Source organism: Limnobacter sp. CACIAM 66H1 (assembly GCF_001601825.1).
In the GTDB taxonomy this organism is placed as follows: Bacteria; Pseudomonadota; Gammaproteobacteria; order Burkholderiales; family Burkholderiaceae_B; genus Limnobacter.
The window spans coordinates 1-20627 of record NZ_LUJK01000054.1 but is presented as its reverse complement, the minus strand read 5'-3'; the positions used below and the strand labels follow the sequence as shown (position 1 = coordinate 20627).

18 protein-coding genes, 1 tRNA gene and 1 pseudogene are annotated in these 20627 nt (G+C 51.3%); 11 read left to right on the top strand and 9 right to left on the bottom strand.

The window, feature by feature from the left end; all coding sequences use genetic code 11:
• Positions 1–12 precede the first annotated feature (12 nt).
• The 5 genes from A0129_RS13395 (at position 13) to A0129_RS13375 (ending at position 6172) form a co-directional block, all read left to right on the top strand.
• Positions 13–88, top strand: a tRNA-Glu gene (locus A0129_RS13395).
• An 80-nt stretch (positions 89–168) separates the two neighbouring features.
• Positions 169–366: a hypothetical protein gene (locus A0129_RS13390; RefSeq protein WP_291715722.1), complete on the top strand. Its 198-nt coding sequence runs from the start codon at positions 169–171 to the stop codon at positions 364–366.
• 174 nt (positions 367–540) lie between these two features.
• Positions 541–1620, top strand: coding sequence for an efflux RND transporter periplasmic adaptor subunit (locus A0129_RS13385; RefSeq protein WP_291715720.1), 1080 nt, complete (start codon positions 541–543; stop codon positions 1618–1620).
• The gene (locus A0129_RS13380) at positions 1617–4745 is read left to right on the top strand and encodes an efflux RND transporter permease subunit (protein WP_291715719.1); all 3129 of its coding nucleotides are present in this window, start codon (positions 1617–1619) and stop codon (positions 4743–4745) included. Before A0129_RS13385 ends, A0129_RS13380 begins: the two co-directional genes overlap by 4 nt.
• Complete coding sequence (locus A0129_RS13375; RefSeq protein WP_291715717.1) at positions 4742–6172, top strand: efflux transporter outer membrane subunit; 1431 nt, start codon at positions 4742–4744, stop codon at positions 6170–6172. Before A0129_RS13380 ends, A0129_RS13375 begins: the two co-directional genes overlap by 4 nt.
• On the opposite strand, the gene A0129_RS13370 is transcribed toward A0129_RS13375, so the two are convergent.
• A complete protein-coding gene (locus A0129_RS13370) occupies positions 6173–7603 on the bottom strand; it encodes an OmpP1/FadL family transporter (protein WP_291715729.1) in 1431 nt (476 codons plus the stop codon).
• Between the two features lie 336 nt (positions 7604–7939).
• Here A0129_RS13370 and A0129_RS13365 point away from each other — a divergent pair, with 336 nt between their 5' ends.
• The gene (locus A0129_RS13365) at positions 7940–8479 is read left to right on the top strand and encodes a hypothetical protein (RefSeq protein ID WP_291715715.1); all 540 of its coding nucleotides are present in this window, start codon (positions 7940–7942) and stop codon (positions 8477–8479) included.
• Between the two features lie 32 nt (positions 8480–8511).
• On the opposite strand, the gene A0129_RS13360 is transcribed toward A0129_RS13365, so the two are convergent.
• Positions 8512–9315, bottom strand: coding sequence for a crotonase/enoyl-CoA hydratase family protein (locus tag A0129_RS13360; protein WP_291715728.1), 804 nt, complete (start codon positions 9313–9315; stop codon positions 8512–8514).
• 115 nt (positions 9316–9430) lie between these two features.
• Between A0129_RS13360 and A0129_RS13355 the strand changes: the two genes are divergently transcribed.
• Entirely contained in the window at positions 9431–10645 is a 1215-nt protein-coding gene (locus A0129_RS13355) for a PcfJ domain-containing protein (protein ID WP_291715713.1), read from the top strand.
• 18 nt (positions 10646–10663) lie between these two features.
• On the opposite strand, the gene A0129_RS13350 is transcribed toward A0129_RS13355, so the two are convergent.
• The 4 genes from A0129_RS13350 to yjgA form a co-directional block, all read right to left on the bottom strand.
• On the bottom strand, positions 10664–10927 hold the full coding sequence (locus A0129_RS13350; RefSeq protein ID WP_291715712.1) for a DUF3717 domain-containing protein: 264 nt from the start codon (positions 10925–10927) through the stop codon (positions 10664–10666).
• Positions 10928–10997: 70 nt separating this feature from the next.
• Positions 10998–11663, bottom strand: coding sequence for an alpha/beta hydrolase (locus tag A0129_RS13345; protein WP_291715726.1), 666 nt, complete (start codon positions 11661–11663; stop codon positions 10998–11000).
• Between the two features lie 2 nt (positions 11664–11665).
• Positions 11666–12271, bottom strand: a complete 606-nt coding sequence (gene mog, locus A0129_RS13340; protein WP_291715710.1) for a molybdopterin adenylyltransferase — start codon at positions 12269–12271, stop codon at positions 11666–11668.
• Positions 12268–12822 (bottom strand): ribosome biogenesis factor YjgA, encoded by a 555-nt coding sequence (yjgA, locus tag A0129_RS13335; RefSeq protein ID WP_291715708.1) that lies wholly within the window; start codon positions 12820–12822, stop codon positions 12268–12270. Before yjgA ends, mog begins: the two co-directional genes overlap by 4 nt.
• Before the next feature lie 27 nt (positions 12823–12849).
• On the opposite strand from yjgA, the gene pmbA reads away from it, so the two are divergent.
• The 4 genes and pseudogenes from pmbA (at position 12850) to A0129_RS13315 (ending at position 17357) form a co-directional block, all read left to right on the top strand.
• Positions 12850–14202, top strand: a complete 1353-nt coding sequence (pmbA, locus tag A0129_RS13330; protein ID WP_291715706.1) for a metalloprotease PmbA — start codon at positions 12850–12852, stop codon at positions 14200–14202.
• Between the two features lie 25 nt (positions 14203–14227).
• Positions 14228–15317, top strand: a pseudogene (locus A0129_RS13325) (TRAP transporter substrate-binding protein).
• Between the two features lie 215 nt (positions 15318–15532).
• Entirely contained in the window at positions 15533–16201 is a 669-nt protein-coding gene (locus A0129_RS13320; protein ID WP_171035224.1) for a response regulator transcription factor, read from the top strand.
• A 10-nt stretch (positions 16202–16211) separates the two neighbouring features.
• Positions 16212–17357 (top strand): HAMP domain-containing sensor histidine kinase, encoded by a 1146-nt coding sequence (locus tag A0129_RS13315; protein WP_291715704.1) that lies wholly within the window; start codon positions 16212–16214, stop codon positions 17355–17357.
• 55 nt (positions 17358–17412) lie between these two features.
• On the opposite strand, the gene A0129_RS13310 is transcribed toward A0129_RS13315, so the two are convergent.
• The 3 genes from A0129_RS13310 to argH all read right to left on the bottom strand — a co-directional run.
• Positions 17413–18861 (bottom strand): TRAP transporter large permease subunit, encoded by a 1449-nt coding sequence (locus tag A0129_RS13310; RefSeq protein ID WP_291715702.1) that lies wholly within the window; start codon positions 18859–18861, stop codon positions 17413–17415.
• Positions 18852–19364, bottom strand: a complete 513-nt coding sequence (locus tag A0129_RS13305) for a TRAP transporter small permease subunit (RefSeq protein WP_291715724.1) — start codon at positions 19362–19364, stop codon at positions 18852–18854. Before A0129_RS13305 ends, A0129_RS13310 begins: the two co-directional genes overlap by 10 nt.
• 8 nt (positions 19365–19372) lie before the next feature.
• A partial coding sequence (gene argH, locus A0129_RS13300; RefSeq protein ID WP_291715700.1) for an argininosuccinate lyase occupies positions 19373–20627 on the bottom strand: 1255 nt, incomplete at its 5' end.

Below are 20627 nucleotides of genomic sequence, written 5' to 3'. Positions count from 1 at the left end.
ACACAGTTTTAGGTCCCCATCGTCTAGAGGCCTAGGACACCGCCCTTTCACGGCGGTAACAGGGGTTCGAATCCCCTTGGGGATGCCAAATTTGGCACAAAACGCTTCTCACCCAAAGGGTCAGAAGCGTTTTTTATTTATGGCTGCGAGGTGACCATGGGTCCGATCTTGAACAAAGCAGTTTTCTTCGCACTGGCTGCAGTTGTTTTACCAGTCATTCAAGGTTGCGCAGTAGCAAGCGCCACAGCGGGCGCTGCCATTTCAATTACCGGGGCCGTCGTATCAACAGGCATCAAGGTCACGGGCGCTGTTGTTGAAGCTGGCATTGATGCGGTCAGCGATGACGACGAAGAACCCGATGATTAAAGCTACCCCATTTGAAGCTTGCACATCACCAGCTCTTGATTGGATTCCCAACTTTCCTATCGTTTACCCCAACCACTAGGGGATATCCGAACTTATTCACTGCACTTTGGTCTGGTTGAAGGTACTTTCATACGTGATAACCTTTCTCGTCGCATTCGCAGTGGAGCCTTTGGTTTGGTCAAACGTCTGGTTTATTTTCTGGTTCTAGTGCTCTTTTTGGGGGCTGCTTACTCAGTTTCTCAAACACTGCTGGGAAATTCGTCAACCAATGCGCCCAATCAGGGCAGCAAAGGCGCAGCGCCCAAGGTCTTGGTCGAGGTTGTAAAGCTTGAGTCCACCGCGAGTTCGTATGGTGCCATTGCAACCGGCTGGGCCGACAAATCTGCAGAAGTCTTTGCCATCGTGGATGAGAAAGTCACACAGGTTTTGTTCAAGCCTCAGCAGAAGGTCAGAAAAGGCGAGTTACTGGTTCAACAAGACGATCGAGAAGAACAGCTGGCTCTTAGGCTTGCGGAAGTACAACTGAAGAACACCAAAAGCTTGCTTGACAGATACAAGCAAGCAGTGGGCAAGGGGGCGGTGCCACAAACCCAAGTTGATTCCGCCCAAGCCGATTACGAGGCTGCGCAAGTGGCTGTTGATCAAGCCAAACTCGCGATTTCCAACCATCAAATTCGTGCTCCATTTGCGGGTGTTGTGGGCATCACAGACATTGACCCAGGCCAGCGCATCGGCCCTGGCGTATTGATCACCGGTGTTGATTCACGTGAAATCATCTACGTAGACTTTGAGGTGCCCGAGGCCTTGGTTGGTCAATTGGACGCTGGCAACATGGATCAAATCAAGGTAGTGGCCACCACCCCATCTGTCCCGGGCAGGGAATTCAAGGCCCGCGTGGTTGCTTTGGACAGTCGTTTGAATGTTGAAAAACGATCTCTGCGGCTTCGAGCGAACATCGATAATCCCGATGATGTACTGCGTCCAGGTATGTCTTTTGCAATTCAAATGGCAGTCAAGGGGCAAATGTTGGCTTCCGTGCCTGAAATAGCTTTGCAATGGGATCGGGAGGGCTCTTATGTCTGGATGATCCGCAATGGAAAAGCCGATCGTGAGAATGTGCGTGTTGCAGACCGGCGGCAGGGCCGCGTGTTTCTCGATGGCAACATCAAAGAGGGTGAAACTGTTGTAGTTGAGGGTGGTTTGCGGCTTGCAGAAGGCGTAGTTGTTGAGTTGGTTGAGGACCCCCTGCAATGAGTCGCGCCACGGATGGTTTAACCGCGCTGGGTTTAAAAAGACCCGTGTTAATCGTGGTACTGAACTTGTTGATTATGCTGGCGGGCATTGTCAGCATGTTTGGCGTAGAGGTGCGGGAGTTGCCCGATATTGACAGGCCCGTGGTGGTTGTGCGGGCGGTTTATCAAGGTGCTTCGCCCACCACTATGGACGCTGAAGTGACGGCCAAGGTAGAGGGAGCAGTGGCCAGAGTATCTGGCGTATTGCGCATTCAAAGTTCAAGCGAAGAGAACAATATGCGGGTGCGCATGGAGTTTTCTCCGGATATCGATGTGAATACTGCTGCCAACGATGTGCGGGAGGCCATAAGCCGAATTACCAATCAATTGCCTGAAAACCTTGACCAGCTTTTGGTGATCAAAGCCGATGACGATGCACGGCCCGTGGTTCAGCTTGCTGTGTTCAGCAATACCTTGGCTATGCAGGATCTGGCCGAACGTGTCGAGCGAGATTTGGTGCCCGCATTTGTGTCGATCGATGGCGTTGCCGATGTTCCCTTGAACGGAAATCAACCACGCGTGCTGCGCGTGCTTCTGGACCCCGCCAAAATGGCCCGCTATGGCATGGTAGCGACCGATGTGCTGAGTAGTCTTCAAACCATGAATCTTGACGTGCCGGCTGGCAGTTACCTCTCAGGCAAGCAAGAGCTATTGGTGCGCGCAAATGCTTCTACCATCGACACCGAGGCGATTAATTCCATCTTGGTTAAAAACGGAGTACGTGTTCGCGATGTTGCGGAGGTGTATTACGGCCCGATGTCGGCTGAATCGTATTCCCTGTTGAACGGCAGGGCAGTCGTGGGCATGGGCGTATTGAGGCAGGCTGGTGGTAACACCATTGCGATCGCTGGCGATGTGAAAAAGCGCATGGCTGAAATCAATGCGCAATCCAAAGATTTGCAGGTCATCATGATTTCCGATGACTCAGTATTCATCAAAGGTGCCTTGCAAGAGGTATTGATGTCTCTGATATTCGCCGTAATCGTGGTTCTGATTGTGATTGCTTTGTTTCTGGGGCAATGGAAAGCCGTATTGATACCTGCGGTGACCATGCCCGTATCGCTAGTGGGTACTTTGGCCGCGATCTGGCTGGCAGGCTTCTCGGTCAACATGCTGACCTTGCTTGCTTTGGTGCTCGCAACAGGGTTGATTGTCGACGATGCGATTGTGGTGCTTGAAAATATTCAACGCCGCAAAAAACTGGGCGAGAGCATTACCGTGGCTTCGGTGTTGGGCACGCAACAGGTTTTCTTTGCGGTCATCGCGACCACTGCCTCCTTGGTTGCGGTGTTTTTGCCGATCGCTTTTTTACCGGGTGAAACAGGCCGACTGTTTCGGGAGTTTGGCATGGTCCTGTCCATGTCGGTAATCATCAGTACCTTTGTGGCCTTGAGTCTGTGTCCCATGCTGGCTGCCAAGTTGTTGAAAGATGACGTGCCCCCGACAGGTCAAGGAGCCCGATGGTTGGGGGTGTTACAAAGCCTCGGTGAACGAATCGCCAATGCTTATTTCCTCACTCTCGATGGCTTTCTGAAACATCGGTTGGTGTTTCTAGTGGTGTTTTTGGGTGTCGCTATTGCCGGTGGCGTTACATTCACCTTGTTGAACCAGGAGCTGGTTCCTCCGGAAGACAGAGGGCGCTTAGTGGTGGATTTCACCGGGCCCGATGGTGCGTCACTGGAATACAGTGGCAGGCAGGGGCAAATCGCCGAGAGCATCATGAGACCCTATCAGGAACAAGGGTTAATCACTGACATGTTCACCATTGTGGGTCGATACGACAAAAACCGTGTAGCCATTCAAGCCAATTTGGCAGACTGGAGTCAGCGCGACACCACTCAGCAGGAACTCGCAGCCAAACTGAGCAAGGAGCTCTCGAGCATTCCAGGCGCTCAAGTGCGTTTTCAAAATGAAAGCAGCTTGAACATCCGCGGTGGCGGCGGCGGTTTGCAAATTGCTTTGCTGGGCGACGACTACGATGTGTTGGCCAACAATGCAGATTCATTGGCAGATGCCTTGATCAAGCAGATTGACGCTGTTCAGGACGTGCGCGTTCAATATGACACTTCACAGCCTGAACTCGGATTTGAAATCGATCGCGAGAAAGCCAGTGATTTGCAGGTTCCGGTGAGCCGTATTACACAAACTTTGCAAATCATGGCTGACGAATACCAGTTGCTGGATCTCAGTGTTGGGGATCAAGCCGTGCCGGTCATGCTGGGCTCAAGCAATGGCAGTCTGAATTCACCATTTGATTTGCTGAACATATACACCAGTAGCGACACCGGGCAACTGGTACCGCTTGCTTCAATGATCAAGGTGCAAGAAAGGGGTGTGGCTGCCGAACTTGACCGACATGCACAGCGCAGGGCAGTCGAATTGAACATTGGTATACCGCCAGGGACCGATCTTGGAACCACCATGCAACAAATACGCGCGGTTGCGGATAGCACTCTGCCATCTTCGGCCACGCTGATTTTTTTGGGTGAAGCAGCCACCCTGGAAGAAACTTCCAATGAAATGTTGATCACTTTTGCTGTGGCGCTGATTGTGGTGTTTCTGGTGTTGGCGGCGCAATTTGAAAGTGTTGGAAGTGCTTTGGTTGTGATGTTTACCGTGCCGTTTGGTTTGGCCGCAGCGGTGTTTGCACTGTTGATTACGAACCAGTCGCTCAACTTGTTCAGTCAGATTGGGTTGGTGTTGCTGATTGGCCTGATGACCAAGAATGCGATTTTGCTGGTTGAACTGATGGATCAGCTTCGTGATGAAGGGTACAGCATTGAATCGGCCATTCGGGAGGGCGCACGCATGCGACTTCGCCCAATCGCAATGACGGTGCTGTCCACCTTGCTGGGTGTACTGCCATTGGTATTGACGTCAGGTCCAGGTGCAGAGGCTCGAGAGGCGATTGCATGGGTTGTGTTGGGCGGTTTGGGATTGTCTACACTGTTTACCCTGTACCTCGCTCCCATGGGCTATAGCTTTATTGCACCTTACATGAAGCCAAGGGCGCACGCCGCAGAGATGTTGGACAAGGAGATTGAAGAATACGAAGCCAGTTTGAAAAAGGGTGAGGTGAAGGCATGAGGCGCGCCGCCTGGATGATTGCTCTGATTTGGCCGATCGCTTTGCTGTGGGGATGCGCTATGACTGCGCCTGAACTGCCCAAGTCTGACACAAGTCCGCCTGAAAGGTTTGTTGCACAAGAAATTCTTCAGAGTTTGAGCAGCGCGAAAGATGCCGGAGTGGCCGGAGTACGCTGGTGGGAGGGTTTCAACGACCCTGTTTTGAATGAACTGGTGAGCACAAGCATACAAAATAATTTCCAAATCGCCGCAGTTGCAGCGCGTGTCAAGGAAGCCCGCGCGTTGCTTCAGCTCAGTGAAGCTGGTGATTCATTGTTGGTTGAACTGGATGCGGAGGTTAGTGGCCAAAAATCAGATCGAAACAACAACACCCCCAACAATTCGGGTAGCAACAATGCGCGGGATGAACGCAGTGCTCTATTGGGTTTGGGTTTTATCTTGCCCATTGATTTGGCTGGTCGGGTTGAGCAGGAAGTTCGAGCAGCAGCAGCCAATTTGATGGCTGAGCAGGCTGGTTTGCGCGCGCAAATTATTGAAACCAGCACAGCCGTGGCCCAAGAGTATTTGAGTTTGCGTGGCAATCAAAAACAATTGGCCATGTTGCGTGAATCTGTGGGGTTGCAGGAGAAAACGCTTGCCATTGTTCAAGCTCGATTTGAAAGTGGTTTGTCACCGGAGTTGGACGTTCGACGGGCCGAAACTTCAGTTGAAAATCTCCGTGCGAGTATTGCCCCGTTGCAACAGGCACTGCAAGACTCCCGCCACCGTTTGGCGACCCTGAGCGGTCAATTTCCTGGGGCTTACGAGCAGTTGCTGAGGCCCGAGGGTGAGTTGCCAGAGTACGGGTTGGGCATCCCGGCGAGTGTGCCTTTTCAGGTGATACAAGCCCGCCCCGATGTTCAATTGGCGCAAGCCAGATTTGCCCAGGCCGCTGCGGATGTAGGTGTTGCACAAGCGGATTTCTACCCCAGTATTGAGTTAATGGCCAATATACAAATCGGCAGCACCGCGATCAATTCAAATCCCGCCACCAGCATATTGATTGGTTCTTTGGCGGCTTTGTTGAATCAAGTGGTATACGACGGTGGCGCACGCGACGCTCGATTGAATGCGGCCATGGCCAGAGCCGAGGGTGCACTGGCTGAGTACGAGCAAGTGCTAAGGTTAGTTACCCAGGAAGTTGAAAATTCCTTGACCGCGATTGACTCCTCAGCCTCGCGGCAAACTGCACTGGGGAAGGCAGTGGTGTCCAGTAAACGGAGTTTTGAGCAAGCAGATGCCCTGTACCAGTTAGGCTTGGTGAGTTTTCTGGATGTGGTCGACGCGCAGCGCGTGTATGCGAATGCTGAACAGGCCTTGGCCACAGAACAAACCAATTATGCAACCTTGATTGCTGGCTTGTTCCGTGCTCTGGGTGTGCAGTCGTAATTAGAACCGTTCGGTGAAACCGATTCCGAAGAAGTGGGTGTCTAGTTGTACATTGCCTCTAAAGTCACCGCCGCGTACTTCAGGCGGCGTGATGCCGGTGTTGTTGCCTACTGGCGCAGGGTCTGTATCCAGTTTTTGGTAAGCAAAGTGAATGCTGGTGTCGCGGCTCAAATCAAACTGACCACCAAAAGCAAAATACTGTCGATCACTGTCTGGCAAGATCGTGATTCGGGTGGCATCGTCAATCACGCTGTTTTCAACCGCGTAGCCTGCTCGCAACGTGAGCCTTTTGTACAACTTGTAATTCAAGCCCACTCTATAAGACTCTGCGGCTACAAAATTTTGAGGAATATTCTCCAGGGTTCGGCCATTGCTTTCCCGCACGAAATTCAAGGTAGTCACTGAAAAATCCTGACGTGTGTAGGTCGCCATTAAATCCAGTTTGGGTGTGGCGTGATGAAACACTGAGAGTCGTAGTTCATCGGGCAGCGAAATTTCCTGCTTGATGATTTGTTCTGGTGCCAAATCCCCGGCAGCTTGCGGGCCATTTACACCCAAGGCACCAAATGCCAAGTTGTTGATCAGGCTGTCGCTGTTCAAAAAGGCGCGAAAAGCGGCTTGTTCCGGCGAATCATCGAGCTTGAACTTGCCACGGTTGCCCGTAAACTCTGTTTTAGGGCGATAGGAAATACCGATGCGTGTGTTTTCGGTGGGTTCCCACAATCCGCCCAATTGGGCGTTGAAAGCCCAGCCAAACATGCGCAAGCCAGCATTGCTTTCACCGGGAATGGGAGGGGCGCCAATCAGTGCGCCGGCTGGTCCTTCAATGAGTGCTGCTGAGCCTGGAGCCAAAGCTTCCACAGCTTCGCGGTAATTCAGCTTCAACTTGATGGACTGAAAATAACGTTCATACGATCCGTTCAATCCCCAAGACAGCGTGGGGCTTAATTTGTAACCGAAACCCAGGTTCAGGCGGGTCACTTTGAAGTCAATATCCCGGCCTTGATTTCGCCCCGGAAAATTTTCATCGTAATGAATGACAAGACCATGAGAGGCAGACGCGCCAAATCCCATTACCAGTTTTTCGTTGATTGGAATCGCGATGAACAGGTTGGGGGCGAGTGCGCCAGCGTCATAACCATCTTTGCGGCTGAATACCTGGCCGTTTTGGCCCTGTGGTGCACCAGAGTCCGCACCATCGTTATTTTGAGTGGACGTGTAGTCCGTGCCGATTGTGATTACAGCGGCACCTTGAGTCAATTCAGCGCGCTTGAACCGGGTAAGTGCAGCTGGGTTAGCGAATAAAACGGAAGCATCACCTGCCTCTGCTGCCTGGCCTGCCGAAGCGTTTCCCATGGCACTAATGCTTGTAGCGTCAAATGCGGTTCCGCCAGCGTAAGCCGAGATGCTGTAAGACAAGCTTAGTAGCATGGTCGCGGCAACTCGAGTCAATGGAAAAAGCGAAGCTGTTCTTCGGGCAGAAGAATACATGGTCAGTGTCTCCGGTATTGTTGTCAGTGCACTTACAGCGGGTAGTCGCTTGAAGTAGTGACTTTTATGTAGTCATTTCAGTGTATCACCAAAGCCCAAAAATGTTACTTTCAGGTATTGAAGTAGATTGGCTGCTCTAAAAGGCCCCTTTGGGCTTGATTCTTCGCCTTAAACGTGTACCCACCTGCATAGGGGTTAGCCCAATCGTGCAATTCAGTAAAACTCAAAATAACCGTTAATAGAAGTAAGTAAAAATCTGTATTCAAGGAGTGCATCATGGCACTTATCTGCTCAAAACAGTTTGCTTTGGTGGCGCTCGCTTTGACGACTGGATGTTTTTATCTGGGTGGCGTCAATGCCGCGGAACCACTGGTGTTGAAAGCAAGTGGGGCACTTGGGAAGCACCAAATTGTACCGCCCATTGAATTGAAACAGGAAAAGCAGGCTCATAGCCTATTGGGCAAAGTCAATTTGTTCAGAGGCGTAGTGGTGGATGAAGGGGCGGTCGTTAAATCGAAGTTAATTTCATTCAAAACGACCTTGTCGGTGTCGGAAGCGGAGTCCGAATCTTCAATCAAGGCAGTCTATGGTGGCTTGCAGGTGACACTTCAGGAAAACCTGAGTCTGGTTTACGCACCGGGCCGCTTGTCCAGCGTAACTTTAAACAGCGAACGCCAAGGCTTGTATCTGCTCACCAATCGCGGTGGTGTGGCCAATTGGTTTTTCGGCGTGGAATCCAATTCTTACTCAACGGCTGCTGACTCACGCCGAGTGTCAAATTCGGCGCAGTTCGGCGTGATTGTTGGTTTGAATTAATTGATCCGAGCCATTGTGACCACAGCACTGGATTATTGAACCGTTTCCCCGTGTCGGCCGGAGCCTTCCTTAAACGCGGTTGCACCTTCGACAGTCTCACCCGAGGTGAGAGTGTTCAAGCCAAATTCAAATTCTTCCTCAAGCGCCTCGCGTTCACCAAATCCCCATTGGGTCAGTACGCTTTGTCTGTCATTGCGCATGCAGGTTTGTGGGTGTTTACACAATAGACTTGCCAATTCAACGGCACCCGCCAAGGCTGTACGTTCTTTTTCCAGCCGATTGGCCAAACCCCAAGAAAAGGCTTCGGCGGCGTCGACAGGGCGACCCGTCAAAATCATATCCATGGCCCGGCTTTGACCAATCAGGCGTGGCAAGCGCACGGTGCCGCCATCGATCAGTGGCACCCCAAAGCGTCGGCAAAATACACCAAAAACAGCAGTATTATCGGCAACACGCATATCGCACCAAGCAGCCAATTCCAGACCACCCGCTACGCAATAGCCAGACACCGCGGCGATCACTGGCTTGCTCAATTCCATTCGGCTAATTCCCATGGGGCCGGCCCCATGTCTTTCCATTCGATTAACACGGCTGGGGTCACCAGATGCAACGGCTTTCAAGTCTGCACCTGCGCAAAAATTACCGCCTTCACCAGTCAAAATGGCCACGCGAGCCGTTGCATCCGTTTCAAAGGATTGAAATGCTTTTTCAAGTTGGTCGGCGGTGTAACGATCGACACAGTTGCGAGCCTCGGGTCGATTGATGGAAATTTTCCAGATCTCGCCTTGCTGTAAGATCTCAATGTTGACGGGTTCTTCTGTCTTGTTGTCCATCATGCGCCCTTTGTTAGATTTTGAATTGAACACAGCCACCAGCATACCGCGAGTTAAGTCGCTGCGGCTGCCCTCGCGCTTGGTCAGCACGCGAAGCGGGCTTTATTTTGAGTGGGGAATGAAGGCCCGAGCAAAACTCGCTGAATCCTGTCGTGTCCTGTTGTCGGATGAGGCTGCCTGGAATTTGAAAGCTGAGTTGATGCGTTCTTTGTGGCGTGCGCCGCCGAGTATGCAAATTCCTGGATGCTTGCAGGGCACATGCATTGACTTTCCTCTTGAGGCCGCCAGCCTGAACGACATTCAGCGGGCGTGGACCAGCGCAATACGAAGGCGTTACGGTGATGATGTTGTCAAACTCACTTTGAGGGTTGTACCCAAACACACCACACTGCTCGACCTCAGCCAGGTGTCCGCTTTTAAAAACGTGATTGAGGACCGGCTTGGCGAGAATCGTTGCTTAGGACCTTTGCTGTCCCAAGATCGTGGGATGTGGAGCAATTTGCCCAATTGGCAAGTCGTGAAAAACCGCATGTTGGCGCAAGGCCTAAGCCAACAAACCTGGCGCTGGCTAACACATCAGAAAACTGCCTACATTGCCCGTATCAACTGGGGGCAATTGAGTCACTTGAGTTGGGTAAACTTTCACGCTGCTTTGGATCGGAAAATTCCGATTTCCTGGGTCGACAAGCAGACTGCAGCTTTGCATGGTTTTGGCGGTTTAAGCACTTGGCTGAGGCGCAATCATGAGAACTTGAATTCGCTGGCCGCCTTGAATATTTTGCGAGGCACGAGGCTCGCGCTTGAGCGCCGTGAAAGTAATTTGAAGCTTGAACATCGGAAAGAGCTGGAACTGGAGGAGTTTCCCCTGATTACGGACTGGTTGCTTGGCAGTGCGGCCAGCGCGACCAAACACCCTGTGATCATTTCCAGAAACTGGACCTACGACACCTTGATGTCTCGTCAGGCGCATTGGCATTTGATCGAACTGGATTTGGACTTGGGTCGACAAAATGTATTCTGGCCAGAGATTCTTGGCATGGGTAGTTTGGGCGACAATATTGAGTTTATTGAATTGAACTCGTTGAACGCTTTGCTAAGTGAAGCCAAAAGAATGCACCCCTGTGTGCCTTCATACATCGACCGTTGCATGGCTGGCGACATTTGTATTTTTCACCTGCAGATCAAAGGACATAGCCCACAGCGCGGCACGCTGGAGTTGAGGCGTGCCGGGGTTAATGCCTGGCAAATCAGCCAGTTGAAAGGGCCATGCAATTCACCGGTTTCAAGTCAATTGTGGGGTGCAGCCCATCTGTTGCTCAGCCGCGCAAATTGAGTCCCGATTTCACTTGATTCAGGCCGCCCGATTGTTTCGATCTTGTCGGTCCGCAAAAGCCTGTTCAGCTTCACCAAGTGCTTTTCGGGCTTTTGCAGAAAACTCAGCGATCGAGATTTCGTGAATTTGGAAAATAATCATGCGGGCATATAACTCGGCCAAGCAAGATGCTTGGGGGCACAGCGTCATGGTGTCCCGGGATGAGGGATATTTCGAACGCCAATAATTGATTGCACGTTCAAGTTCAATGATCGAAATCTGTTGTGGCGCTTGCGCTGGCATAAGTACACCTGCTTGGTTATTCCTGAAATCAAGTATAAACCAAAAAGCTGTTTTTATATACAGTACAAATTCAAAGGACGCGCTTCAGGAACTCGGCGATTTCAACCACCTCCTCACCGCAGACCGAATGCGCCATGGGGTAGGTGTGCCACTGGACTTCCACTCCCTTGCTTTGCAGCAATTTGACAGCCTTTTCACCGCGCTCGATCAACACAATATTGTCTTGCTCACCGTGTGCTGCAAGCACCGGAATACCCAGATTACTCGGGTTAATTTCGTGGTCCAAGGTGTCTTCGCAAGGCAGGTAAGTAGACAAGGCAATCAAACCCGCGAGTTTGTGGGCTGTACGCAATCCAAGCTGATACGTAATGGCACCACCTTGTGAAAAACCCGCCAATACAATTCGCTCTGGCTGGAAACCCAATTCAATTTGGTCTCCAATCAATTGCTCAATGGTGGCTTGGCTCTGCCGTATTCCACCTTCATCTTCCTGTCGCTGCAAATCAACATTTTTAATATCGTACCAGGCTCGCATCACGTAACCCCCATTAATACTGACGGGGATTTTCGGCGCATGCGGAAATACAAAACGCGTGTCGGGCAAGCCCATTTGCTCAAGTTCTTTGACAATTGGCACAAAGTCGTACCCATCTGCACCCAAACCATGCAGCCAAACCACACATCCGGTGGGTTTAGGACCAGTTTCAACAACAACGCATTCAATTCCCGGGTTCAGACTCATGGTGCATTTCCTTCGGCTGGCTTTCGCAGGGCCGACTTCGGGCGAAACGCTTTGATCACAGTTTCATTGGTTTCCATGTACGGGCCACCGATCAGATCGATGCAATAAGGCACTGCTGCAAATATTCCTTTCACCAGGCTGTTGCCTTCTTTGTCTTTGAAACCCTCTAGGGTTTCGGCGATTGCTTTGGGTTGACCAGGCAAATTCAGAATCAGGCTCTCGCCCCGGATGACCGCCACTTGCCGTGACAGTATTGCCGTGGGTACGAAATGCAGGCTGATTTGCCGCATTTGCTCGCCAAAACCCGGCATTTCCTTGTCAGCTACAGCCAAAGTAGCTTCAGGTGTTACATCTCGCTTCGCGGGGCCGGTGCCACCCGTGGTGCAAATCAAATTGCACTTGTCGTCATCGGCCAGTTTTTTCAAGGCGTTTTCAATCTCGGCCCGTTCATCAGGAATTAGAACTTCAACAAACTCTATCGGGTTTAAAAGGGCATTCTGTAGCCAGGTTTTAAGGCTTGGAATGCCTTGATCTTGATATACACCGGCGGATGCTCGGTCGCTGACCGAGACCAGTCCAATCTTTACTGCATCAACACTCATGCTTTATCTTCCTCGGCTTTCTCTTCGATCAAGCGGTAAAGGATCTGAAACAACTGTCGAAAATTTCGGGGAGCTTTTTTGGTTGCGCGTTCCTGCACTGCCTGTCTGATGATCGGGTTCAGGTTTTCTCGCGCGGCGGCCGGGTAGCTTTCAATGAACGTGGCCAACAGGCCAGGGTTTTCAATCAATCGGTCGCGCCACTGTTCCGCAGCATGCAGGTGGAGTACCTTCAATTTTTGTTCAACGGTCTCGCCATTCACCCAAGCTTGAATTTCCTCATGCTCTTCGTCACGCATCAGTTTACCGATGAATTGCATTTGCCGCTTTTTGGCGCCAAATGATCTGCATTTGTGGAATTCGCCAATCTCGATCAGCAGGCGTTCACCGATCGGTGCCCGTTTGACTTTGTCATAGGGCATTTCGCACAGGGTTTTGCCCAAATCCTGTAGGGCCAGCATGTCTCGCTTGATGGCGGACTTGCTGGGGCGATCATATTCTTCAAACTCGCCCTGTTTGTCGTTTTCTGGTTCCATGGGCTGTATATTAGCCATTTTTGGCAGCATTTTTCGCAGGGCAATATGGGCTTTAGCTTTAAATCCGAGACATTTCAGGAATTAACCGAGTACGCATTGAAAAAAGCCAAATCATTGGGTGCTACCGATTGTGCGGTTGACATCAGTGAAGCGGTGGGTCAATCGGTCAGTGTGCGCATGGGGGAAATTGAAACCATTGAACACACACGTGATAAAAGCTTTGGCGTTAGTGTGTTCAAAGGCAAGAAAAGGGGCAACGCTTCATCCTCGGATTTTTCGCTGGAAGCCATTGATTCAGCCATTCGTGCCGCTTTGGACATTGCAAAATACACGGCTGCAGACAAGTTCGCAGGGCTGCCCGATGAAGAAAATATTTCCAGGCGCCACCGTGATCTGGATCTGTATCATCCCTGGAATCTGAGCACTGCCAAAGCGGTTGAAAAGGCCTTGGCTATGGAGCAGGCTGCTTTTGACGTCAGCAAGCAGATCCGAAATTCCGACGGTGCCAATGTTTCCACTGAATCCGGACACTTTTTCGCAGCCAACAGCAAGGGCTTTAAGGGTGGCTACCCATATTCGCGTCACTCGCTGTCCGTCTCCCCGATTGCGCAGGCCAAGAAGTCGAAGGACAGCCCGATGCAGAGAGACTTTTGGTATTCCTCGGAGCGCAAGGCCAAAGACCTTGCAAAGCCCGCAAAAATTGGCGCCTACGCAGCACAGCGCGCCTTGGCTCGCCTAGGTTCCAGACCCATCACCACCCGCAACTGTCCAGTCATCTTTGAAGCCCCCATCGCCGCAAGTTTGGTAAGTCACTATGTGGGTGCGGTGTCGGGTTCGTCCCTGTATCGCAAAACCAGTTTTCTGTTGAATTCATTGGGTAAACCAGTATGGGCACCTCACATCACCATCAAGGAAGATCCATTCATTGAAGGTGCGCACGGCAGTTCACCTTTCGATGAAGAAGGTGTAAAGGTAAAGGCCCGCACCGTGGTGAAAAAAGGTGTGTGCAACGGTTACTTCCTTTCAAGCTACTCCGCTCGCAAGCTGGGTATGGAAACCACAGGGAATGCGGGTGGGACCCACAACCTTATTCTCAGCTCAAGCAAAACCGTTTCCGGCGGACTGGATGCCTTGCTAAAAACCATGGGTACAGGCTTGCTGGTTACCGAGATGATGGGGCAGGGAGTCAATGGTGTGACTGGCGATTACTCACGTGGCGCCTTTGGCTATTGGGTGGAGAACGGCATCATTGTCCACCCTGTTGAGGAGATCACGATTGCCGGTAATTTAAAAGACATGCTTGCAAACATTGTGGCTGTTGGTGATGACGCCTATTGGCGCGGCAGCAAATATGTCGGCAGCATTCTGATTGAGTCAATGACAGTAGCCGGGAATTAAAAGAAATAAAAAAGGAGACTAAGCCATGGAACGTCGTTCCTTTCTTAAAAAGGCGAGTTTGGGCGCTGCCGTCACCGCAACCGCAGCATCGGGAACGTCTGCTATGGCTGCTGACGGTCCCAGTGTGCGCTGGCGCCTAACCTCGAGTTTTCCCAAAAGCCTGGACGCCCTGTGGGGTGCCGCGCCCCAGTTGGCCAAGCGGGTGTCAGAACTGACTGGCGGCAAATTCGATATTCGCCCATTTGCAGCTGGCGAAATCGTGCCGGGTCTGCAAGTGCTGGATGCAGTACAGCGAGGTACCGTGGAGTGTGGCCACACTGCCGGTTACTACTACGTAGGAAAAGACGCAGCCTTCGCATTTGAGGCTGGCTTGCCCTTCGGTTTGACCGCTCGCCAACAAAACGCATGGCTTTATCACGGCGGTGGTTTGCAAATGACCCGTGAGTTTTTGAAAGACTACAACATCATCAATTTTCCCGGTGGCAACACGGGTACCCAAATGGGCGGCTGGTGGCGCAAAGAAGTCAAAAATCTGAATGACCTGAAAGGCCTGAAGGTACGAATTCCTGGCTTTGGCGGCAAAATCATGGCGGCTTTGGGTGCTGTACCGCAAACCATAGCCGGTGGCGATATTTACCCGGCCTTGGAAAAAGGCACTATCGATGCTGCTGAATGGGTTGGGCCGTATGACGATGAGAAACTGGGTTTTCAAAAAGTGGCCAAGTTCTACTATTACCCTGGATTTTGGGAGCCAGGCCCGTCATTAAGCTTTTATATCAATCTGGACGCGTGGAACAAACTGCCCAAGAGTTATCAGGCTGCACTTGAAGTCGCTGCAGCCGAGGTGAACATCACCATGACCGCTGAATACGATGCCAAGAACCCGGCTGCCTTGAATCGATTGATCCAATCGGGTGCTCAGCTACGAATTTATCCCAGAGATATTCTGGATGCGGCGTACAAGGAAGCGGAAAAGCTTTACGCGGAAGAATCCAAAAATCAATCCAAAGTTCAAGAAAATATTTGGATCATGGAATCGTTTCCGCAATGATCAAAACAATTGGTTCCGGGTTGCCGAAAACTCGATGGCGTCATACATACCCAGATCGAAGTAAGTTTTTGACCTACGAAAGTGAGGTCAGATATAAAGGGCGGCTGACTGGCCGCTCTTTTTCGTTTAATGGAACCAAAAGCCCAGCACAAGTCACCCAACGCAGTGTCGCCCCTATCGGGGTTGTTGGCACTTCTTTTGGCTGTCGTAATGAATGGCAAGGGCTCTATTCACTTCTGAACGACAGTTTCTGACACTCGACTTGCATGGGACAAATTTATGTCGACTCCTAATCAGCTACGCGTATTTATTATTGACGATCATCCGATTATCGCCATGGCTTTGCGCGACATCATGAATTCGCGCTACACCGACCTGGAGGTCAAGTTGTTCAGCCGTATCGGACCCGCGTTGGAGCATAGCCGTTTCGAGCAACCGGACCTTGTACTTCTCGATTTGGGTTTGCCTGACATGGCACCTGAAAAGGTACTTGAAACTGCACTAGAGACTTTTGATTACAGCCGTACGCTGGTTATTTCCGGGAACGAAGAAATTTTGGGTGACATGGCTGATGAATACCCAGAGACAGAATTTGTGTCCAAAGGCATTACTCAAGATCGGGTACTCAGCGTGTTGGACAGCATGGTTTTGCGTTTGCGCCGCAACAACTGGACTGATCAAATCAGTCAGAAAACCCAACATGCGAGCGGTTTTACCATTGGTCAGCGAATGGCCCGAATTACCGAGCGACAGGTGTCTGTCTTGTATCGAATAGCCAAGGGTGAATCCAACCATGAAATTGCCCAGAATTTGGGTTTGTCTCCGGAAACAGTGAAAACCCACGTTCGAAGTATTCTGGCACGCCTGAATGCACGAAACCGTCTGGAGGCCGCCATGCTCTACAGAGCCTGGCAGGAACAAAAAACCGATGAGGTTTATTCCGATTAAGCTGAACTCCATGAGACAAATCAATCGGCTGAGTGCATGGGTTCAGCAACACTACGATGCCTGCCTGCTCGCTTCCCTGTGTTTGTTGCCTTTGTCTTTTCAGCTATTGGGGTTGGACTCTGGCGCTCAATCCCAGTTGGCTTACATCGCTTTTATCAGTGGGTGTCTTCTCAATGCCAAGGTTTCCTGCAGGCGTGCTTTCCGAGCACCGCCAACCGAAAAACTCTGGTTTTTGGTCTTTGCGTCTGCTTTTGGTGGGTGGGTGTTGTCATTGAGTTGGCAGCACTTGAGCTTTGCCGTTCTGTGTTGGGTGTCACCATTCACTCTATTGGCAGTTTTGCTGGAAAGGCAGCATAGATACAGCATTGCAAAACAACGCATTCAAAACCGGCGAATCCAGCAAGGTCGCTGGCGCAACGCCAAGCACGCCGTGTTAAGTGAATGGAAAGACCGGTTACGCTGGTTGGCTGGTGTTCAACACGACATGCGCCAACCCTTGCACGCACTGGGTTTACTGGTGGGTCATCCCTCGCTGGATACCTTGCATCAACATGCCGCATCCAATCAGGTGATTCGCCAAATGACCAGTTGTCAAAGGTGGCTTCATGATCTGGCGGAGAACATGCTGGAGGCCACCCGACTCGAACTGGGTGAGCAACGCGAGAAACGAATCGACAGCATTTCCAGTACCGAACTTTGCAAGTCGCTTGAGGGTTGGATGGGGCAATTGGCTGAAACCAAAGGGCTGACTTTCGACGTGGATGTCGAGGAGTACTTGATTCACACCGACACACGTCGATTAAAGCGTGTCATGGGAAACTTGGTGTTTAACGCAGTGGAGCACACGCTTGAAGGCGGTGTTGCTTTCTCTTATCGACGTCATGGGGGCATTCACAGGTTCACGGTCAGAGACTCCGGCCCAGGCCTGCAAGAGGACCTACTGCAGCAAAAGGCGGCAAGGTACTCAACCTTTGGCAGCGACCTTCCTAAAACCGGTATTGGTTTGTATGTGGTCAAGCGCCTGTGTCAGGAAATGGAATGGAATTTATCCATGTGCAATGTCAAAGAAGGAGGCACGGTATTTGTGCTTGAACTCGCAGATAGAATTTCAAACAAGGTCGACGTTGTAACTCTCGGTTCAAAGAGAACTGGCTAGTTGTGTAGTTCAGGTGAGACTTGCGAACGCTTGGACTGGCCCTGTCGCAAGTCGACTATTCACTAAAACTGGGAACAAATGGTTGCTGCCCGGCTGGATCGCTTTCACCCCCATAATTTTGCGGGGGCAGGTCTAATTGCAACGGGCTGTCTTGGTATTTTACTTTCTCCTCTTGGCTCACCAGCTGGGGAAAGGCAAAGATAAGTACGACCATCAGTAACTGTAAGGCAATAAACGGCAAAGATCCTTTATAAATTTCAATGGTTTTGACTACTTTGGGTGTGACAGATTTCAGGTAGAACAGCGAGAAGCCGAATGGTGGAGTCAGGAAGGAGGTTTGCATGTTCATGGCAATCATGACACCGAACCACACCAGGTCAACGCCCAGTTTGTCAGCCACTGGTACAAGCAACGGAATTACGATAAACGCGATTTCAAAGAAATCCAGAAAAAACCCCAATACAAAAATCAGGATTTGTACAGCAATCAGGAACCCAAGTTCACCGCCCGGCAAATCACCCATCAGTTGTTCTACCCACAGGTCTCCTTCTACGGCTCGGAACGTAAGGCCAAATACGGTAGAGCCGATCAAAATAAACAACACAAAGCAGGAAAGTTTGGTCGTGGAATCAATGGATTGTTTCAGTAAATCCAGAGTCAACCGTTTCTTGGATGCGGCGATCAGTAAAGCACCCACAGCACCCATGGCACCGCCCTCGGTGGGCGTGGCAATGCCCAGAAAAATGGTGCCCAACACCAGAAATACCAAAGCCAAAGGGGGCATCAGCACAAACACCACCGCTTTCAGTATTCGCATGCCCGAGTTGCTCTGGCCGATGTAGCAAGCCTCTGGTGGCAAAGCGGGGAGGGCATTTTTTTGAAACCAAGTAATGACAAACACATAGGCGATGTAAAAAAGCACCAGCAACAACGCTGGAATTAGTGCCCCTTGGTACATGGCTCCCACCGATACTCCCAATTGATCGGCCATGACAATCAATACCAGCGACGGTGGAATAATTTGTGCCAACGTGCCCGAAGCGGCGATAACACCAGTAGACACCGATTGGCTGTAACCATACTTCAGCATGATGGGCAATGAGATAAGCCCCATGGATATGACCGAAGCGGCCACTACGCCAGTGGTGGCAGCCAACAAAGCACCCACCAATATCACTGCGTAGGCCAAACCACCACGCACTCGGCCAAACAATTGGCCGATGGTTTCCAGCAGGTCTTCGGCCATACCGCTGCGTTCAAGCACCAGGCCCATGAAGGTGAAAAATGGAATCGCGAGCAGGGTCTCGTTGCTCATGATTCCGAATATTCGGTCGGGAAGCGCTTGTAGCAAGGCCACGCTCATTAACCCTTGCTCAATCGCGATGTAGCCAAAAAGTAGTCCGTTTGCAGCCAGGGCGAATGCGACAGGAAAGCCGCTAACCATGAACAACAGCAAGACAGCAAACATCAGAGGCGCCAACCATTCAACCGGAATTATTGGCATGGTGCTGAATGTCCCTTGAGTATTGCTATTTTCTTGATGATTTCAGAGCACACTTGCAAGCCAAGCAGCGCGAAACCCACAACAATCAATGCCTTGGCCGGCCAGCGAATCAAACCGCCTGGGTCAGCCGAGTATTCATTGATTCGAAACGACTCGTAGGCGAAGTCCCAACCTGAGACCAAAATAAAGCCAATTAAAGGCAGGGTAAAAAGAACATGTCCCAGAATATCGACCCATGCGCGCGCTGATGCAGAAAACCGGTTTGACAGCACGTCGATCCGCACATGTGCATTTTGTTGCAAAGTGTAAGCGGCCCCCAGTAAAAACACAGCGCCAAACAAGTACCACTGAATTTCAAGCAAGCCATTGCTGCTTGTGTCAAAAACCTTTCGCACCAAAGCGTTGTAGGCCGACACCAACGTTGTGATTAATATCAACCAACCCACAGCAAGGCCCAGCCTGACGTTCAGGCGGTCAATGCAATCGGATATGGCCAGCAACACTTTCAAGTTTACAAACCCAGCCGTTGACGGGCTTCAGCTGCGGCGGCCAAGACCTGACCCGGGTTGGTGCCTCCGATGTGGTTGCGTGCCTGTAGCGAGCCTTCGAGTGTGAGTACCGCACACAATTCTTGATCCACCAAATCGTCGCTGTAGCCCAACTCGGTCAGTTTCAGTGCCTCTTGCAGTTGAACCACTGTCAAAGCCTCCAAGCCACACTGCTGGGTATCGCAGTAGCGCACCGCACGAGCAACTGCCTCGTGCGCATCGCGGAAGGGCATGCCGCGCTTGACCAAGGCATCGGCCAGGTCCGTGGCTGTCGCATAGCCTTCCAGTGTAGCCACACGCATATTGTCAGCCTTCACTTGGATGCCCTCGACCATCTCGGCAAAAATCGTGAGTGTGTCGACCACTGTATCAACCGTATCGAACAGGGGTTCTTTGTCTTCCTGGTTGTCTTTGTTGTAGGCCAGTGGCTGGCCTTTCATCAAGGTCAGCAGGCCCATCAGGTGTCCATAAACACGGCCTGTTTTGCCGCGCGCAAGTTCCGGCACATCCGGGTTTTTCTTTTGTGGCATGATGGACGAACCGGTGCAGAAGCGATCGGGCAGGTCGATAAACGCATACCGTTGGCTCATCCAGATAATCAATTCTTCAGACAGGCGCGACACGTGCATCATCAAGATGCTGCTGGCCGAGCAGAATTCAATTGCAAAATCTCGGTCTGAAACGGAATCGAGACTGTTGCGAGTTGGTGCATCAAACCCGAGCAGTTCAGCCGTTCGATTGCGGTTGATGGGGAAAGTGGTACCGGCAAGTGCCGCTGCGCCCAAAGGCAACCTGTTGATTCGCTTGCGGCAATCGTGCATCCGTTCGAGGTCGCGTTCAAACATTTCTGCATAAGCCAGCAAGTGATGCCCAAAAGTAACGGGTTGTGCCACCTGTAAGTGGGTAAAACCGGGCATCACGGTGTCATGGTTGCGTTCCGCCACGGTTAGCAGTGCATTGATCAACGCCTTGAGTAATCCCTGAATGCGATCCACCTCGTGGCGCAGAAACAGACGAATGTCTGTCGCCACCTGATCATTGCGAGAACGACCGGTGTGCAGGCGTTTCCCGGCGTCACCTACCAATTCGGTCAGCCTGCGCTCGATGTTCAAGTGCACGTCTTCAAGATCCAGTTGCCAGGTGAATTGTCCCGACTTGATCTCATCCAGGATTTTGGACATGCCGCCTTGAATCGCCTGAAGATCTGTTGTCGAAATT

Bases quoted from the DNA above. Each gene is read 5' to 3' on its own strand.
- A0129_RS13380 (WP_291715719.1), top strand. From the start codon at position 1,617: ATGAGTCGCGCCACGGATGGTTTAACCGCGCTGGGTTTAAAAAGACCC.
- A0129_RS13375 (WP_291715717.1), top strand. From the start codon at position 4,742: ATGAGGCGCGCCGCCTGGATGATTGCTCTGATTTGGCCGATCGCTTTG.
- A0129_RS13370 (WP_291715729.1), bottom strand. From the start codon at position 7,603: ATGCTACTAAGCTTGTCTTACAGCATCTCGGCTTACGCTGGCGGAACC.
- A0129_RS13365 (WP_291715715.1), top strand. From the start codon at position 7,940: ATGGCACTTATCTGCTCAAAACAGTTTGCTTTGGTGGCGCTCGCTTTG.
- A0129_RS13360 (WP_291715728.1), bottom strand. From the start codon at position 9,315: ATGATGGACAACAAGACAGAAGAACCCGTCAACATTGAGATCTTACAG.
- A0129_RS13355 (WP_291715713.1), top strand. From the start codon at position 9,431: ATGAAGGCCCGAGCAAAACTCGCTGAATCCTGTCGTGTCCTGTTGTCG.
- A0129_RS13350 (WP_291715712.1), bottom strand. From the start codon at position 10,927: ATGCCAGCGCAAGCGCCACAACAGATTTCGATCATTGAACTTGAACGT.
- mog (WP_291715710.1), bottom strand. From the start codon at position 12,271: ATGAGTGTTGATGCAGTAAAGATTGGACTGGTCTCGGTCAGCGACCGA.
- yjgA (WP_291715708.1), bottom strand. From the start codon at position 12,822: ATGGCTAATATACAGCCCATGGAACCAGAAAACGACAAACAGGGCGAG.
- pmbA (WP_291715706.1), top strand. From the start codon at position 12,850: ATGGGCTTTAGCTTTAAATCCGAGACATTTCAGGAATTAACCGAGTAC.
- A0129_RS13320 (WP_171035224.1), top strand. From the start codon at position 15,533: ATGTCGACTCCTAATCAGCTACGCGTATTTATTATTGACGATCATCCG.
- A0129_RS13315 (WP_291715704.1), top strand. From the start codon at position 16,212: ATGAGACAAATCAATCGGCTGAGTGCATGGGTTCAGCAACACTACGAT.
- A0129_RS13310 (WP_291715702.1), bottom strand. From the start codon at position 18,861: ATGCCAATAATTCCGGTTGAATGGTTGGCGCCTCTGATGTTTGCTGTC.